This is a genomic window from Lysinibacillus sp. FSL M8-0134, assembly GCF_038069745.1.
Lineage (GTDB): Bacteria > Bacillota > Bacilli > Bacillales_A > Planococcaceae > Lysinibacillus > Lysinibacillus irui.
Genome location: NZ_JBBPAJ010000001.1, coordinates 18,634 through 34,795, shown reverse-complemented (window position 1 = coordinate 34,795; position 16,162 = coordinate 18,634). Strand labels below are relative to the sequence as shown.

Sequence of the window (16,162 nt, the reverse complement as noted above, 5' to 3'; positions counted from 1 at the left end):
CTTTCCCCTTTCCGCACTTTTGGCTATTATAAAAAATTATGTGTGGAAAGATTGTCTGACGTTGACAGAAAAAAATTAAAATATTTCGACTAATAGATATACATAAATACGAGAACTGGCAACAATTTCTTTCACAGTTGCCTTATATTTATGAAAAACGTTGAAAAACCACCTTATTGATACAAAATAATAATGTCTATACTTTTACCCTCACCATACTTAAATGGCATTCTATGTACTATCTCGTACTTCATTAAACTACTGCACCGATACATTTCTACGTAAGAACAAAAAATCCGCTAAAATAACACTTCTACACTAATTTTTATTAATTATATTTTTTATTATTTTTTTAATAAACTTACTTGACACTAACGCAATTGGCTTGTATTATTTAACTTGTTGCTTAACGACATGCGGAAGTAGTTCAGTGGTAGAACACCACCTTGCCAAGGTGGGGGTCGCGAGTTCGAACCTCGTCTTCCGCTCCATTTACTATATTGGCGGCCTAGCTCAGCTGGCTAGAGCGTACGGTTCATACCCGTAAGGTCGGGGGTTCGATCCCCTCGGCCGCCACCATAGTAGGCCCGTTGGTCAAGTGGTTAAGACACCGCCCTTTCACGGCGGTAACACGGGTTCGAATCCCGTACGGGTCATCTCAAATAGGCGTCTCAGAATCTACTTCTGAGGCGCCTATTTTTATTCTAAAAATGTAAGCTATGGACTCCTAGAATTCACTCATTACGTTGAAAATTCTATGTAACAAAGTTTAAAATATGGCATACTGAATAAAAGATTTATTTTTAGGGGGGTTCATTTTCCTTGGGCGCATTAACGAAGGCTGCTTTAATTTGTGGGAGCGGCTCGATGATTATTTTAATTTCAATTCTTATTAATTTACCTTTTTTTGTTCAAATAGCACTATTACTTTGCGGACTTGCGGTAAGTATATATGGTGTTTTTTTACTTGTCAAAATGGTGACCCATCCAGCAGAAAAGGCAATTATCACTCCTGCTGACGAAAAGGATATAACACCTATAAAAAAGAAGAGAAGGCCTTCTTCTACTCTATAGGGACATGAAAAAAGGGATTAGCTATGAACAAGCTAATCCCAACTCTATTTCATACACTTTTTCTACGATTAAAACAGTCAGCAAACTACCCTCTTCTAGCTCCGCGACCTCCGCGTTTTGATTCTGTAGCACGTTTAAGTGTTGCTAGACGTTCATCACTATCTTTTAAGAAGCGTGCCATTTTTTGCTCAAAATTTTCTTTTGGCTGGTGGCGTTCGTTGCGATCATTAGAACGATTCTCACGACGTGGGCGTGCTGGTCGCTCTGGTCTCTCAGCTTGAGGCTTTGCTTTACGGATTGAAAGACCAATCTTTCCGTCCGCTTCAACATTCATCACTTTTACTTCAACTTCATCTCCAACTTTTAGATGCTCATTGATATCTTTTACATAATTGTCAGCAACTTCACTAATGTGAACTAAGCCTGTTTTGCCATCTGGCAGCTCAACGAATGCTCCAAAATTTGTGATTCCTGTTACTTTACCTTGTACCTTGCTGCCTACTTCAATTGACATAAAAAAAATGCTCCTCCTTAAAAATTAAGCGACTCTTTTGAGCCATGTAATCAATTTAATCAAACCTTTTACTACTATAAGCTTCTCTTTTCATTATATATAACAATAAAAGAGTGTCAACAATACATAGCTTTTCAGTCGTCCTTTTTATCTTTCTTATCTGGCATAATGAAAATAACTTCACCTTTTTCGGATAAGTAATACTCTTTTCTTAGTAGTTTCGCGATATATTCATCATCCTGTAATTGTTTGATTTTAAGGTTTAATGTTTCTTGTTCCTCTTTCAATTCAGTGAGATGCTTATTCGCTTCTTCTTTTGATTTCTCTTTTGCCGCTAATGTTTCATTTTGATGTGACAGCACATTTAAGAGAAGAGCGATAATAATGACTGGTACAATCGCAAAAAAGACAATACGACGCATTTTACGTTTACGAGCTTGTTGTTTGCGATTTATAGCTCTATCCGTGTTACGGACATAGTCATTATCAAGCTTTGTGAAGTTCTGTTGTTCATCATTTGATGAATGACGTCTAGTCATGCCCGCACCTCCGAAAATTATTGTTGCTTTTTATTATACTTCAAATATCGTAATTTTTTAAAAAAAGTGTAGGACAAATACGAATAAATTTTGACAAAAGGTCTTATAACAAACATTACTATATTTAATAATAGCTGCAAAATATGTCGAATTACAGTGACAATGAAACGTACAATGAACCAGAAGGGCCTCCATGTTATATTCACCAAAATTCTAGCTACGAAACGTAAAAAAGTTTGAAAAAACGATTGATACAAAAAAATTCCGGCTATTTGCGCTAGCGGGTCATAAGCCCGCCAAGCGCCGTCTTTTAGCCAAAATAATAAATAATATGTCAATCCTCCAAGTAGAATCCATGTTAATATTTCAAAAATCATCATCCACTTGCGAAGGCTTGACCTTTTTGGAGTTGAAAAAACAATAAGTCTTACACTATCAATTATGAAACCAACTGCTATACCGCTCAAAACCATGACAATTAATTGATAAAATTGTTCACTAACAATCATCCAAATAACTTATGAAGGAAACCTTTCGAGAAGCCACTTTCCTCCTCGTCATACTGTAAGGTTTTTACAGTTCCTTCAAGTGTCAATAATCCTTTGTCAACATCTAAATGAACGATATGCAGTTCCTCACCACGAATTAACAAGTGCCCTTGGGACGTCTTAATAAAAAACTCTTCCTGATCAAAGCGTTCAATTGATTTTACAGAAGTCATGTCCATTCTTTTACGATTACGAATCGTTAAAATATGCTCTCCAGATGGAATTGTGTAACGATTACTTTCTTGATGTAGCGTCATTTTCTTCCTCCTTTAGTCGTCCTAGCTTCTGTTCACTTTATGCGGACAACCTTCAAAGCATGACAAACTTTATTTAAGTTGTGCATTACTTTCATCCACAAAAGAAGGGTAGGGCAACATTAGGTAAGTTAGAAAATAAAATTAACGCTATTCTTCATCATCGATAAATTCAGGTTCAACTTTTTCTAGTCTTTCTTCTTTCAAAATTGTAAACATTTTTGCTGCATCTTCTTTTTTCACTGTATCACGTAATTCTTCAACACGAGCTGTTACTATTTTTTGACCAAAACGGATAGCTAGCTCATCCCCAGCTTTTATAGCACTACTAGCTTTTGCTACCTTTCCATTGACTGTAATACGCCCTTGATCTGCCACCTCTTTAGCTAAAGTGCGGCGTTTTATTAAACGGGATACTTTTAAAAATTTATCTAGTCTCATCTTTTTACTCCCTTTCTAATTGCTTTGCTTCATTCCAGAATGCATCTAATTGTTCTAATGTAAAATCAGCAAATGATTTTCCACTAATTTTCACCTGTTCCTCTACATAACCAAATCGTCTAGCAAATTTCTCATTTGCATGTAACATGGCCTCTTCTGGAGACAGCTTGTAAAAACGCGCTAAGTTCACTAATGTAAACAATACATCACCAAACTCATCAAGACGGGAGGCATTTGAGCCTTTTGTCACCTCATGGCGGAATTCCTGCCATTCCTCAGCAAACTTATCCCATGCTCCCTCCACATCAGGCCAATCAAAACCTACTTTGGCAGCTCTTTTTTGGTAGTTATAGGCTGTCTGTAATGAAGAGGATGCTCTATACTCTTCTTTTAATAATGGTTTATCGCTAGTACCCTTTTCCTTAGCTTTGATTACCTCCCAATTGGCAACTACAGCATCAGCATCCTCTACTGCTACATCACCAAAAACATGCGGATGGCGACGAATCATTTTTTCGCTAATTGAAGCTAAAACATCCTCTAGTGTAAAGTAGCCTTGATCTTCACCAATTTGGGCATGTAAAAATATTTGTAATAGCACATCACCAAGTTCCTCAATCATTGCAAAATCATCCTCAGCATCTACAGCAGCCAAGTATTCATGTGCTTCTTCAAGTAAATATTTTTTTAATGACTCATGTGTTTGTTTTTGATCCCAAGGACAGCCATTCGGACCTCTTAGCGTGGCAATAATTTGGCGGAATGTTGTCCAATCTCTCAATGCTTCTTCCTGAGATTTTACAGGCGGAACGTACACTGTTGTTAAATTATTTACTTCGACACTTTGATCGAGCTCATAGAGAGGTACCGTTACAATCTTTTCTTGTGAAGACCCTGCAGCCGTAACAACTGTCACAGGGTACTCATCAGCGTATTTTTCCATCAATGTTAGCTTCACTTCTGAAGCACTAAATGTATCGTATACTTGAGCAATTAAGATATGTTGACGCATGTTGATGTCATGCATTGAAAAACTAGTACCATCAAGTAATTGGAAGCCTTCAATTGGGTCAATTTTTAATGCGCCAAAGATTGGGTCCAGGAAACTTTGACCACCCTCAATGACTAAATTAATTCGACTATTATTAGCCGCTGCAATAAGTAATTGTACTGTTTGTTCTGCAACCAATGGGTGGCCTGGCACAGCATACATAATATCCTCAACAGCAGTAGCTTCAATAAGAGCATCTGCAATTTCTGCATAGACTGGCTGGAATGCATCATGTTTTTCATAAACCTTATCAAAGCTTTCGAATTGTACTCCCTCAGCTTCTAATTCCTTTAATACTGGATGATCCACTGTTCGTACATATAATTTTTTAGCAGCCTTTAATTTTCTATAAACGCCCATTTGCAGCTGATTAAAATCCCCCGCACCTAAGCCTATAATTGTTAATGTATTCAATATTCACACCTACTTCTTTGAATTTAGCCATAATTGGTAGACAGCCATTCTGCGTCCAAACGGCAATAAATACCACTCTTTTTCTACTAACACTCGTTTCTTAGCAATAATCGTTAGCATAGCAAATGCGCCAAAAAATACAGCTGTTAGACCTGCCACCACCGCCATCAAACGTGAAGACATCAAATGGCTTAAAAACGCTGATGCTATTTGTAACCATACGAGTACAACAGCTGCCATACTTAATGATGCCACCCCTACTTTTTTATAAAAGTCTCCTGATGCAAATTGAATACCAGTCAATCCTTTCAAATAAACAATAAGCAAGAAGGCTGTTACTAATAATCCAATATCATTCGCAACAGCTGCACCTAATACACCCAACCAACCAATTAACCGTACATTCAATATGATTTTTAACAAAAAGCCAATGATTAAAAATAATGCTGGCTTTTTTAATTTACCATATCCTTGTAAGATTGCCGTAAATGTAAGAATAATTGACAATGGGACGATTTGGAATACATAGACGATTAAAACTTCTGATAAAGTATTGGTTTTAAAAAGCATTTCATTTATATAAGGCATGACAAGCATTAAACCTAATGAGGCTGACCAGCCAAATAGTATCGATGCTTTGTATGTTAACTGTATAAATGGTATAGCACTTCGCCCCTCTTGTTTTTTCGACAAATGAGCAACAAGTGGCACAATAGCAAGCGACAACGAAGAAGCGATAACAACCCCTAATTGTACTAACGGCTGTCCACGATCATAAATACCTTTCGTTTCCTTCGCTAATGTAGGTGCCATACCATTGTCAATCAATGATGTATAAATCGTAAATGAATCGACCAGCTGGTATCCAAGTAATAGTAGACCACTCATGCTGACACTTAAGCTCAACCATGTTACTTCTTTAATAATTGAAATACTTTTCACCTGATGTAGGTGTTGATTATTTCGAAGTCCAAATCGTTTATAAAAGATATAAGCAAGCAATAACAGGGCCGTAACTTCACCAATTACTGTACCGATAACAGCCATTTTCCCTGCATCATAAAGTGATTTTGTTGTTGTCATTATAATAAAGGTGCCTATTAAAATAACAGTTACTCTAATCGTTTGTTCGAGAACTTGGGCATATGCAATAGGCTCCATAATGGCTCTAGATTGAAAGCCACCTTTCATAATTGCTAGTGCTGGCATAACCAATACTACAAGGGAGCCTGTACGTATTAAAGGTGCCAATTGAACATCACCCATCCACTGGGCTATAATTTCAGCACCTCCAAATAAAATTGCAAAAAATAATAGCGATAATATCGTCAAATATCGGAAAACCACACGCATTATGGTGTTTCGTCGTTTCTGACGTTCTACTGTATCAGCAATGCAATCATTATCTGCAAGCATTTTAGAAATGGCCACAGCAAAGCCACTAGATGTCCAAACAACGAAAATTGATATAACGGGATACACCTGTTGATAGATATAAAAGCCTTCATCTCCAACTAGATTTTGAAAAGGTACACGATAAATTGCACTAAGAACCTTTACAATAAGGGCAGCAACTGTCAATAAAGCTGCACCCTTCATGTAGCTTTTCATGCCAAAACGTTGCGACATAAATTGCCCTCTTTCCTTCTTAACAATGCCCATAGTATAGCATATCTCCAAAGTTTGACGCGCCAGGTAGCACTACTGTTCCTATAATGACTTATTTATGTACGCAAAAAAAGTTATTGTTCAGCCTAAAAGGTCATCGCAATAACTTTTCCATGCATCAACTATTCATTTGTTTAGCTAAGAAGTTGGCAGCTGTTTCCACTACTTTGACTTCTACCTCACCGACAAAGTGTACTTTTGATAAGACAATAATACAGCCTATCGGATCACCGTTCACCATAATAGGTGTCGCACAATACGATTTTACCTGCTCATATTGTCCAGGGACAATTTCAATCGTTGTTTCCATTTTTTCAATTTTTGTTGATCGCTCTTCCATGAAACCTTCCGCAAAGGATGTAATGCGACGATTAATATATTCTTTTTTACCAATCCCTGCTACAGCAATTACTTCATCACGGTCAGTGACAAATGCTGGTGTTCCTAATGTTTCATAAAGTGTCTCAACATATTCTCTTGCAAATTCCCCTAAATCATTGATAGGAGAATATTTTTTTAATATGACTTCACCTTCACGGTCCGTATAAATTTCAAGAGGGTCGCCTTCACGAATACGTAGCGTCCTACGAATTTCTTTTGGAATAACTACACGCCCTAAATCATCAATACGACGAACAATTCCTGTTGCCTTCATTCTAATGCCTCGCTTTCGCTACAATGAAATTTTTATTCAACTATAGTATGGTTTTTATTTAAGTAATCTATGCAAAAACTGATGAAAAAGGATTTCGCAACCAACAATTTTTTTCATAAGCTATTACGTCAATCAACTCCATATTAGTTTGCCCAAGGAATAAGTTTCTATAATTAATTCATAAAAAATGTATATAAAAAGGCCATCTTATCTTTTCCGAAAAAGATAAGACCGGCCTTTTTGCTAGTGCTGTTTTTTTGCTTTATCAATAATTTGCATGAGCTCTTCCAACAAATCAAATGGTTGATATTTTCCACACTTTCGCTCATCTATTGTTAATTTTAACTGCATGCCGTCCATACCAAAACCGACAGCACGTTCAAATTTCATCGATTCTTCAATGATTTTACTGCCATCAACATTGGCTGTTCCCTGTTCAGACAACAGAATTGTAATCAGTTTTTGCTTTTCCTTTACAGATACTACTCCTGCGCCAAGACCCCAAACCTTCATTCGTGCTATTCGCAGTAAACGCTCTGTTTCAATTGGAAGATCGCCAAATCGATCCTCTAATTCCTCCATGATTTCATCATATTCCTCTACTTGATCCATTGCCTTAATGCGTTTATACATTTGGATTTTTTGATATCCATCCGGAATATAGACGTCAGGAATATACGCATCAACACTTAGCAATATTTCGATATCTGGCTTCTCTTCTTTTTTTACACCTGTTTGTCGTTCAGCAATGGCGTCTTGAAGCATTTGAGAATATAAATCAAAGCCGACTGAATCAATAAAGCCATGTTGCTGCGCTCCGAGTAAGTTACCTGCGCCTCGAATAGATAAATCCCGCATGGCAATTTTAAAGCCTGAGCCAAGCTCAGTAAACTCTTTAATTGCCTGTAAACGCTGCTCGGCTACATCTGTCAATACTTTGTCTCGTTGATACATAAAGTACGCATATGCTACCCGATTTGAACGTCCAACCCGTCCACGTAATTGATAAAGCTGGGCCAAGCCCATTCGATCAGCATCATGGACGATTAATGTATTCACATTCGGTATATCAACACCTGTCTCAATAATAGTTGTCGTAACAAGGACATCATAGTCACCCTCTAAAAAGGCTAAAATCACTGATTCCAATTCTGACTCTGTCATTTTTCCATGCGCATGACCTATTCGCGCCTCAGGAACGAGTACCTGAATCTCCTCTACCTTACGGGCCATATCTTCAACTCGATTATATAAATAAAACACTTGTCCGCCACGTGCCATTTCTCTCTCAATTGCTTCTCGCACTAATGCTCCACTATGTTCCATTACATACGTTTGGACTGGGAAACGATTGGCTGGTGGTGTTTCAATAACAGACAAATCCCGAACACCTACCATAGACATATGAAGAGTACGTGGGATTGGTGTAGCCGTTAAAGTTAAGACATCGACATTAGTCTTTAATTGCTTAATTTTTTCCTTATGTGTCACACCAAAACGCTGTTCCTCATCAACAATTAACAAACCAAGATCTTGGAAAATTAAATCTTTAGATAAAATTCGGTGTGTTCCAATAACTATATCGACTTGCCCCTCTTTTAAACCCTTTAATGTTGCAGTTTGCTCTTTTTTAGTGCGGAAACGGGATAATAATCCAACATTAATAGCAAAGTCCTGAAAGCGCTCACGGATTGTTTCATAATGCTGCTGGGCCAAAATAGTAGTAGGGACAAGGAAAGCTACCTGCTTACCATCTTGAATAGCCTTAAATGCTGCGCGAATGGCTACCTCTGTTTTACCATAGCCTACATCACCACATACTAAACGATCCATGGGGCGTTCTCGCTCCATATCTCGCTTTACTTCAACAATAGATCGAAGCTGATCCTCTGTTTCTTCATAAGGGAACATGGCCTCGAAATTACGCTGATCATCATTATCAGGTGTAAAAGCATGCCCTTTCTCTGCTTCTCGCTTGGCATAAAGCTTAATTAAGTCATCAGCAATATCCTGTACAGCAGAGGATACCTTCGCCTTAGTTTTTTTCCACTCTGCTCCACCTAATTTATGTAGCTTTGGTTCACGATCTTCTGATGCCACATATTTTTGGATTAAGTCTATTTGCTCTACAGGTACATACAATTTATCGTCAGCACGGTATCGAATATGCAAATAATCTTTATGTGTACCATTGACCTCTAGCGTTTCCACACCAATATATTTACCAATCCCATGATGAACATGCACAACATAATCACCCGGCTTAATTTCTGTATAGCTCTTAATCCGTTCAGCATTGGTCATTTTTTTTGTTCGCGCTTTTTTCTTTGCCTGCTGCTTAAAGAGCTCATCCTCTGTCACAATTGCTAAGCGCTGCAACGGTAATTCAAAGCCACTCGATAAGCCACCATCAACAATATAAATACCAGGTTCTGCTGGTTCATCTATTGTTGTATGAATATCGTATTCTTCAAGCATTTGCTGAACCCGTTTCACACGTTCTTTATCCCTTGCAACAATTAGTACCGTAAATTTACCAAGGAACCAGCGTTCTACTTCACTTTGTAGCAATGCCATCTGCCCGTGAAATTGCTGCATTGGCTTGCAAGAAAAATTAGTTGTTTTATTAAATGTGATCCCTGAAAATGTTCGTGAAAATAACGAAAACGAAAGCTTTTGTTGTGGCAACATCGCTAGTATTTCTTTTAGCGTGAAGGCGGGTTTGACATCATGAACCATTTTTCCTTCTTCAATTAATGATAAAAACCATTCATCCTCTTCACGTTCCCATGCATCCATAACCTCTTGAATGCGTCCAAGCTCATCGAAAAGCACAATGCCATCCTGTGCAAAGTAATCTCCCAGATAGGCCGTTTTATCGTATAATAATGAACCATATTTGTTGACGTAATCAGGTAAGTTTCCTTGTTGTAACAGTTCAATATCATACTGAATATGCTGATACAGTAACTCCTTAGTTTCCTGCTTTTTGACCTTCTTTAAGCTGGCTGCTAAGGCGGATTCCAAACGACCAGATAGCGACTGTCTTTCTGCTTTAGTCAGAATAACCTCTGCAGCAGGAAGAATACGAATTTTTTGCAATTTATCAATAGAGCGTTGGTCGTCTGCTGAAAATGTCCGTATAGAGTCAACCTCTGTATCAAACAATTCAATACGAATAGGCGATTCTAAATAAGGAGGATAAATATCTAAAATGCCTCCACGCAACGCAAATTCTCCAGGTGTTGTCACCATTGAATTACGAACATAACCCATCTCAACTAATGTTTGTAACCACTTATCAATTTCGATATCATCACCTATAGCTGTTTGTAAAAAATATTGTTGCCAATGTTCCTTTGGCTGCATAATTTTCCTTAAACCTGCTACGGGTATTACATAGATAGCCTTCTCACCTCTAGCTAAACAATCAAGTGTTGCAATTCGCTCTGCACGTAATTCAGGTGATGCCACAGAAAGATCTGCTGCAATGAATTCATCAGCAGGGTAATAATGTACATATTCTTCACCTAATAATCCAGCAAGCTCATCAACCATTTTTTGTGCCTGCAATAGATTAGGAGAAACAATATAGATGGGCTTCTTAACATATTCAAATAACGCATCAACCATTACTGGTCGTGCGCTTCCTGTTAAACCTGTAATAAGCTGTGATGCAGTTTGACCGCTCTGAATTTCCTGTAAAAATGATGTAATATGTTTATCCTGCGACACAAGTTGTCGTAAAACCTCCACAGTCAAAAGCTCCTTTCAGCATAAATTTCTATTTGTATCTTTTTTCAGTATTCTTCTCATACTTCTATAAGGGAAGATACTTGTATTCATTTTTTCAGTGTGATCGCAGAATTTTTCGATCAAGCATGAAAAATTCTATACATAGCACCGAGGCGTAGTCTTTCTATTACTCTAGTGCTATTTTAAATATCTCTATTATTGGCTATTTTATAAAATGGAAAAAGGCCTTGAACACACATGAGTGCGTCAAAGCATCCTTCCAATTATTGAATCCATTTATTGAGTGCGTGATAATCTGGATATTGTCTCAGCGAATCCTCACATTGCTCACAAATGCAGTGCACAGTCGTTTGTCCATGTTGATCTTTCTCAACATAATCATCTGCTTCTCCCAATTCGAAAATATGCAGTTTTCGAATTGTATCATCTGCATCAAATGGTAGTGTCCCTATTTCTACTTCACAATGCCGACATCGGTAGCGAACTGACATCTCCAAATCATCCTCCTTTAAGCAACTTTCTACTTAAAGTATAGACATTTATAAAAAGGATTATGCACTTTCCAATGTCGTCAACATTGCAATCACTTCAAAATTAGAGAATTATTTTGTGCTTGTAGTTAACACTATTCAAAACAAGCATTTAGCTGCGGTTATAGTATAAGGCACATTGTAGCTCATCCTTAAACCATTCCAATTATCCACTGACTTTAACAAAAATTTTTTAGTTGTGTTCCATTTATTTGCTAGTGTTAAAGTGATTCATCACATCAAGAAACGGCTTTGAAAGAGATGCTTCGACTGCATTTACAGATTTTTCGATGGCTTCTTCCATAAGAACCTGATCGTCCTTTGAAAATTTCGCTAAGACATAGTCTGCAACTTTCATGCCCGCAGGTGGACGATTAATTCCTACTCGAATACGATTAAATTCCTGGGTACCTAAATGTTGAATTAAAGATTTAATGCCGTTATGGCCGCCTGCACTACCTTTTTGTCGCAGACGCAATTTTCCTGTTTCTAAATCTAAGTCATCATAAATTACAATTAAATCCTCTACATCAATATCAAAATAATCCATAAGGGGACCAATACATTCCCCTGATAAATTCATATATGTTAAAGGTTTAACAAGTAGAACCTTTCCTTCAGGTCGATGTACAGTTGTGTACATTCCATTAAATTTTGAATTTGTTAAAGGCGTCCCCCATTTTTCTGCTATCGCATCAATTACATCAAAGCCAATATTATGTCTTGTATGCTCATAAGGTTTACCTGGGTTTCCTAAACCAACAATAATTTTCATAAGTACCTCTCTTCTTTCAATCTAATAGTCATTATTTTACCATACAGCACACATAGAAAGCATTTTGTACAATTCTTAAACCGCATAAAAAATAAGGCTAATAAGAAAGCTCAACTTTCTTACTAGCCTTACCTATTATTTATTTTTATTCTTGCTCTTCCACACCGTCTATAGTCTCTTCTTCTACTGAAGCAGGCGCTATAATCGTTACTAATATATAATCATCTTCATCAATAACTTCAACAGGTATATGATCTCGAATATCTTTTACAGTTAAGGATTCTCCAATTTTCAATGTTGAAATATCAACATCAATCGATTCAGGTAACTCTGCTGGTTTTACCTTCACTTTCAATTCTAAGTTAGGCTGCATTAAAATACCGCCCTCACTCACACCGACTGACTGACCCATTAGTTTAATCGGAACATCAGCTTCTAACTCCTCAGCCATATTAATGGCTAAAAAGTCGACATGATTTACTTCATCCTTTAATGAACATTGCTGTATTTCTGACACAACAGCATTCACTTTTTGCCCCTCTAACTCAAGTGAAAACACACTATTTTGTCCATTTCTCTGAATGGACTTAACAAATTCTTTTGCAGAAATAGAAATTGGGGTTGAATCTAATTTATAGCCGTAAATAACCGCAGGAATGGCTCCCCCTTTTCTAAGTTGGGTTAATGTCGAACGATGCCCAGTTTCGCGCTTTTTAACACTTAATACTGTACTCATACTTCTTTATTCCCCTTCCAAGAAAATTATTTACGCCTTATCAACAAGCAATATGTTGTAGGCTATGATAATATTTATCTCTTATTATTTGATAGAGTAAATATTATTAAGTCACATTTTCTATTATACCCCTTTATATGAAGAATCACACAAAAAACACTCGATTATTTATTCCCAAGATGAACTTATGTCCGAATCATTTAACATAAAAAAAACAAATCCATCTAAAAAGATGGATTTGTCTATATTTATTATTAATCAAATAGTGTACTTACAGATTTGTTTTCATAAACGCGAGAAATCGCATCAGCCATCAATTTTGCTACAGAAAGCTCAGTAATTTTCGGAGACTTTTTCTCGTCTGCAAGCTGAATTGTATTTGTCACAACTAACTCTTTAATAGCAGAGTTCTCAATACGTTCGATTGCTGGACCAGATAATACAGGGTGAGAACAGCATGCATAAACTTCCTTTGCACCAGCAGCACGTAATGCGTCAGCACCAATTGTAATCGTACCTGCTGTGTCAATAATATCATCAATCAAGATTGCCACTTTACCATCTACATTACCAACAATGTTCATAACTTCCGCCACATTTGGTTTTGGACGTCGCTTGTCAATAATTGCAATCGGTGCTTTTAAACGTTCAGCCATTTTGCGAGCACGTGTTACCCCACCATGGTCAGGTGAAACAACAACGATTTCTTCTGCTGGAATACCTTTAGATTTGAAGTAATCTGATAATAAAGGTACTGCCATTAAGTGGTCGATTAAGATATCAAAGAAACCTTGAATTTGAGGTGCGTGTAAATCTAGTACGATTACACGTGTTGCACCAGCAGTCTCTAGAAGGTTCGCCACTAATTTAGCTGTAATTGGCTCGCGCGCTTTTGCTTTTCGGTCTTGGCGTGCATAGCCATAATAAGGCATTACAACGTTTACTGTACGAGCAGATGCGCGTTTAACTGCATCCACCATAATTAAAAGCTCCATTAAATGTTCGTTTACAGGTGCAGAAGTAGACTGCACGATAAACACATCACAACCACGAATACTTTCTTCAATGCTAATTTGAATCTCTCCATCACTGAAGTGCTTAACAGAAGATTTTCCTAATTCAACACCCATTTCCTGCGCAATTTCTTGAGCTAATGGATTATTAGAATTAAGAGAAAATATTTTTAATTGTGAGTTTGCATAATGATACGGCATGATGGCCTCCTGTTTAGTTGATAATTATTTTGAATTTAGTTTGCTTACATAATTAGGTTTGTTTTCTTGTCTTGCACGCGCAATTGCAAGTGCATCTTCAGGAACTTCTTTTGTAATTGTAGAACCTGCTGCAATAAATGAACCTTTTCCAACTTTCACTGGTGCTACTAAGTTAGTATTACATCCTACAAATACATCATCTTCAATAATCGTTTTGAACTTATTTTTTCCATCATAGTTTACTGTAATGGAACCACAGCCAATATTGACGTTACTACCGATTTCAGCATCACCAATATAACTTAAATGCGATACTTTCGTGTCATTATCTAGCTTGCTTTTCTTCACTTCTACAAAGTTACCAATTTTCACATGACTACCGATCTCTGAAAGCGGTCGAATATGAGCATATGGTCCAATTGCTGTATCTTCTGCAATAGCGCTTTCACGTACTACAGAGGAATGTACAGTTGTACGATCACCGATACGACTATCTGCAATTTGAGTGTTTGGTCCAATAATGCAATCCTCACCAATAACAGTAGCACCCTCAATCATTGAACCTGGTTGAATGATTGTATCACGACCAATTACTGCATCTGCGCTAATATAAGTTGTTTCTGGGTGGATAATCGTCACACCATTACGCATATGTTTTTCATTAATTCTTGCACGCATTAATGTCTCTGCCTGTGACAAAGCTACACGATCATTGACACCTAACGTTTCTTCAAAATCATCCGTCACATATGCTTCTACAATATCGCCTTGTTTTTGTAAAATTTCAATGACATCAGGTAAATAAAATTCGCCCTGTGCATTATCATTTTTCACAAGCTTTAATGTTTCAAATAACAGTTTGTTATCAAAGCAGTATGTGCCAGTGTTTATTTCTTTTACTAATTGCTGTTCTGCCGATGCGTCCTTTTGCTCAACAATTTGTTCCACCTGTCCGTTCTCGCCACGTAAAATACGACCATAGCCAGTTGGATTTTCAGCAATCGCTGTTAAAATTGTTGCTTTAGCATTTTTAGCTTGGTGATGTTCGAATAAAGCCTGCATTGTTTCAGGTCGAATAAGGGGTGTGTCTCCACAGACAACTAAAGTTGTACCTTCTTCGTTACCTAAAATTTCTTCAGCCTGTTGAACAGCATGTGCTGTCCCTAACTGTTCTGCCTGCAGAACATACTCACTTTTATCTCCTAGCTGTAATTGCACTTTTTCTGCACCATGTCCTACAACCGTTACAATGCGATTTACATCTAACGTTTGAATATGATCCACCACATGTTGTACCATTGGTTTCCCACATACTGGATGGAGCACTTTATATAATTTGGACTTCATACGTGTACCTTGACCTGCAGCCAAAATGACAGCAAAAACATTGCTCATCTGTAAGTCCTCCAATACGCTCATTTTCTCTTATGACTATATAGCAAAATTCATCTATTTTCAAGGCATGTAGAGTTGACAAAAAGATGAATTACAAAAACCACTGCACCATATGCTCGAATGTCATGAAGTATATCCTAAAACTGCTCATATTCTCTTTTTATCAAAATAAAAAGAACCCTTCATACATGAAGAGTTCTTTATATCTTTTCATAGATTCATTTTGTAGCAAATCCCCAGTGAGGTATTTATTTCCTTTTGATTAGACACCAATTCCTTCTAATTCTTCTTCTTTAGTCGTTTCCTCTATTTCACTAGAGTTATGATACTCGTTTAAAATGATCTCCTGAATTTTATTGCGAGTATCCGAATTAATTGGGTGTGCAATATCTCTAAACTCCCCGTCCGGCGTCCTTTTACTTGGCATTGCGACGAATAAACCAGTATTTCCATCAATTACACGAATATCGTGAACAACGAATTCATTGTCAAGTGTAATGGAAGCAATCGCACGCATGCGACCATCCGTCTGTACCCGACGTAATCTCACATCAGTAACTTCCATTTTCTCACCACCTCTCTTCTTAGATGCCTAATT

At 37.3% G+C, this 16,162-nt stretch carries 16 protein-coding genes and 3 tRNA genes; 4 read left to right on the top strand and 15 right to left on the bottom strand.

Annotated features, from left to right (window positions below):
- Window positions 1–416 precede the first annotated feature (416 nt).
- The 4 genes from MKY49_RS00205 (at window position 417) to MKY49_RS00190 (ending at window position 1,074) form a co-directional block, all read left to right on the top strand.
- Window positions 417–491, top strand: a tRNA-Gly gene (locus MKY49_RS00205).
- Between the two features lie 11 nt (window positions 492–502).
- Window positions 503–579, top strand: a tRNA-Met gene (locus MKY49_RS00200).
- A 5-nt stretch (window positions 580–584) separates the two neighbouring features.
- Window positions 585–656 (top strand) — tRNA-Glu (locus MKY49_RS00195).
- Between the two features lie 211 nt (window positions 657–867).
- Entirely contained in the window at window positions 868–1,074 is a 207-nt protein-coding gene (locus MKY49_RS00190; protein ID WP_341385371.1) for a hypothetical protein, read from the top strand.
- Between the two features lie 85 nt (window positions 1,075–1,159).
- Here the strand turns inward: MKY49_RS00190 and MKY49_RS00185 are convergent, their stop codons facing one another.
- From MKY49_RS00185 to spoVG, 15 genes are all read right to left on the bottom strand, one after another.
- Window positions 1,160–1,588, bottom strand: a complete 429-nt coding sequence (locus MKY49_RS00185; RefSeq protein WP_274795172.1) for a S1 domain-containing RNA-binding protein — start codon at window positions 1,586–1,588, stop codon at window positions 1,160–1,162.
- 134 nt (window positions 1,589–1,722) lie between these two features.
- Window positions 1,723–2,127, bottom strand: coding sequence for an FtsB family cell division protein (locus MKY49_RS00180; protein ID WP_274795170.1), 405 nt, complete (start codon window positions 2,125–2,127; stop codon window positions 1,723–1,725).
- A gap of 17 nt (window positions 2,128–2,144) precedes the next feature.
- A complete protein-coding gene (gene yabQ, locus MKY49_RS00175) occupies window positions 2,145–2,636 on the bottom strand; it encodes a spore cortex biosynthesis protein YabQ (RefSeq protein WP_312507368.1) in 492 nt (163 codons plus the stop codon).
- Window positions 2,633–2,932: a sporulation protein YabP gene (gene yabP, locus MKY49_RS00170; RefSeq protein WP_004229167.1), complete on the bottom strand. Its 300-nt coding sequence runs from the start codon at window positions 2,930–2,932 to the stop codon at window positions 2,633–2,635. The genes yabQ and yabP overlap by 4 nt, the downstream gene beginning before the upstream one ends.
- A gap of 147 nt (window positions 2,933–3,079) precedes the next feature.
- Window positions 3,080–3,370 carry an RNA-binding S4 domain-containing protein gene (locus tag MKY49_RS00165; RefSeq protein ID WP_322605661.1) on the bottom strand — a complete coding sequence of 97 codons (291 nt, stop codon included), beginning with the start codon at window positions 3,368–3,370 and terminating at the stop codon, window positions 3,080–3,082.
- 4 nt (window positions 3,371–3,374) lie between these two features.
- Window positions 3,375–4,835: a nucleoside triphosphate pyrophosphohydrolase gene (gene mazG, locus MKY49_RS00160; RefSeq protein WP_274795168.1), complete on the bottom strand. Its 1,461-nt coding sequence runs from the start codon at window positions 4,833–4,835 to the stop codon at window positions 3,375–3,377.
- 9 nt (window positions 4,836–4,844) lie between these two features.
- Window positions 4,845–6,464, bottom strand: coding sequence for a putative polysaccharide biosynthesis protein (locus MKY49_RS00155; protein WP_341385370.1), 1,620 nt, complete (start codon window positions 6,462–6,464; stop codon window positions 4,845–4,847).
- 157 nt (window positions 6,465–6,621) lie between these two features.
- The gene (gene spoVT, locus MKY49_RS00150) at window positions 6,622–7,158 is read right to left on the bottom strand and encodes a stage V sporulation protein T (protein WP_274795165.1); all 537 of its coding nucleotides are present in this window, start codon (window positions 7,156–7,158) and stop codon (window positions 6,622–6,624) included.
- A 243-nt stretch (window positions 7,159–7,401) separates the two neighbouring features.
- Window positions 7,402–10,914: a transcription-repair coupling factor gene (gene mfd / locus MKY49_RS00145; RefSeq protein ID WP_341385369.1), complete on the bottom strand. Its 3,513-nt coding sequence runs from the start codon at window positions 10,912–10,914 to the stop codon at window positions 7,402–7,404.
- A gap of 263 nt (window positions 10,915–11,177) precedes the next feature.
- Window positions 11,178–11,405 (bottom strand): anti-sigma-F factor Fin, encoded by a 228-nt coding sequence (locus MKY49_RS00140; protein ID WP_016993788.1) that lies wholly within the window; start codon window positions 11,403–11,405, stop codon window positions 11,178–11,180.
- A gap of 247 nt (window positions 11,406–11,652) precedes the next feature.
- Window positions 11,653–12,219, bottom strand: coding sequence for an aminoacyl-tRNA hydrolase (gene pth, locus MKY49_RS00135; RefSeq protein ID WP_274795163.1), 567 nt, complete (start codon window positions 12,217–12,219; stop codon window positions 11,653–11,655).
- Between the two features lie 145 nt (window positions 12,220–12,364).
- Window positions 12,365–12,955, bottom strand: a complete 591-nt coding sequence (locus MKY49_RS00130) for a 50S ribosomal protein L25/general stress protein Ctc (protein ID WP_274795162.1) — start codon at window positions 12,953–12,955, stop codon at window positions 12,365–12,367.
- Between the two features lie 254 nt (window positions 12,956–13,209).
- Entirely contained in the window at window positions 13,210–14,169 is a 960-nt protein-coding gene (locus MKY49_RS00125) for a ribose-phosphate diphosphokinase (RefSeq protein ID WP_274795161.1), read from the bottom strand.
- Window positions 14,170–14,193: 24 nt separating this feature from the next.
- Window positions 14,194–15,564: a bifunctional UDP-N-acetylglucosamine diphosphorylase/glucosamine-1-phosphate N-acetyltransferase GlmU gene (gene glmU / locus MKY49_RS00120; RefSeq protein WP_274795160.1), complete on the bottom strand. Its 1,371-nt coding sequence runs from the start codon at window positions 15,562–15,564 to the stop codon at window positions 14,194–14,196.
- Between the two features lie 262 nt (window positions 15,565–15,826).
- Window positions 15,827–16,129, bottom strand: coding sequence for a septation regulator SpoVG (gene spoVG, locus MKY49_RS00115; protein ID WP_274795159.1), 303 nt, complete (start codon window positions 16,127–16,129; stop codon window positions 15,827–15,829).
- Between the last annotated feature and the right edge of the window lie 33 nt (window positions 16,130–16,162).

Coding starts and splice junctions, on each gene's coding strand:
- MKY49_RS00190 (WP_341385371.1), top strand. CDS start 868: ATGATTATTTTAATTTCAATTCTTATTAATTTACCTTTTTTTGTTCAA.
- MKY49_RS00185 (WP_274795172.1), bottom strand. CDS start 1,588: ATGTCAATTGAAGTAGGCAGCAAGGTACAAGGTAAAGTAACAGGAATC.
- MKY49_RS00180 (WP_274795170.1), bottom strand. CDS start 2,127: ATGACTAGACGTCATTCATCAAATGATGAACAACAGAACTTCACAAAG.
- yabQ (WP_312507368.1), bottom strand. CDS start 2,636: ATGATTGTTAGTGAACAATTTTATCAATTAATTGTCATGGTTTTGAGC.
- yabP (WP_004229167.1), bottom strand. CDS start 2,932: ATGACGCTACATCAAGAAAGTAATCGTTACACAATTCCATCTGGAGAG.
- MKY49_RS00165 (WP_322605661.1), bottom strand. CDS start 3,370: ATGAGACTAGATAAATTTTTAAAAGTATCCCGTTTAATAAAACGCCGC.
- MKY49_RS00155 (WP_341385370.1), bottom strand. CDS start 6,464: ATGTCGCAACGTTTTGGCATGAAAAGCTACATGAAGGGTGCAGCTTTA.
- spoVT (WP_274795165.1), bottom strand. CDS start 7,158: ATGAAGGCAACAGGAATTGTTCGTCGTATTGATGATTTAGGGCGTGTA.
- MKY49_RS00140 (WP_016993788.1), bottom strand. CDS start 11,405: ATGTCAGTTCGCTACCGATGTCGGCATTGTGAAGTAGAAATAGGGACA.
- pth (WP_274795163.1), bottom strand. CDS start 12,219: ATGAAAATTATTGTTGGTTTAGGAAACCCAGGTAAACCTTATGAGCAT.
- MKY49_RS00130 (WP_274795162.1), bottom strand. CDS start 12,955: ATGAGTACAGTATTAAGTGTTAAAAAGCGCGAAACTGGGCATCGTTCG.
- MKY49_RS00125 (WP_274795161.1), bottom strand. CDS start 14,169: ATGCCGTATCATTATGCAAACTCACAATTAAAAATATTTTCTCTTAAT.
- glmU (WP_274795160.1), bottom strand. CDS start 15,564: ATGAGCAATGTTTTTGCTGTCATTTTGGCTGCAGGTCAAGGTACACGT.
- spoVG (WP_274795159.1), bottom strand. CDS start 16,129: ATGGAAGTTACTGATGTGAGATTACGTCGGGTACAGACGGATGGTCGC.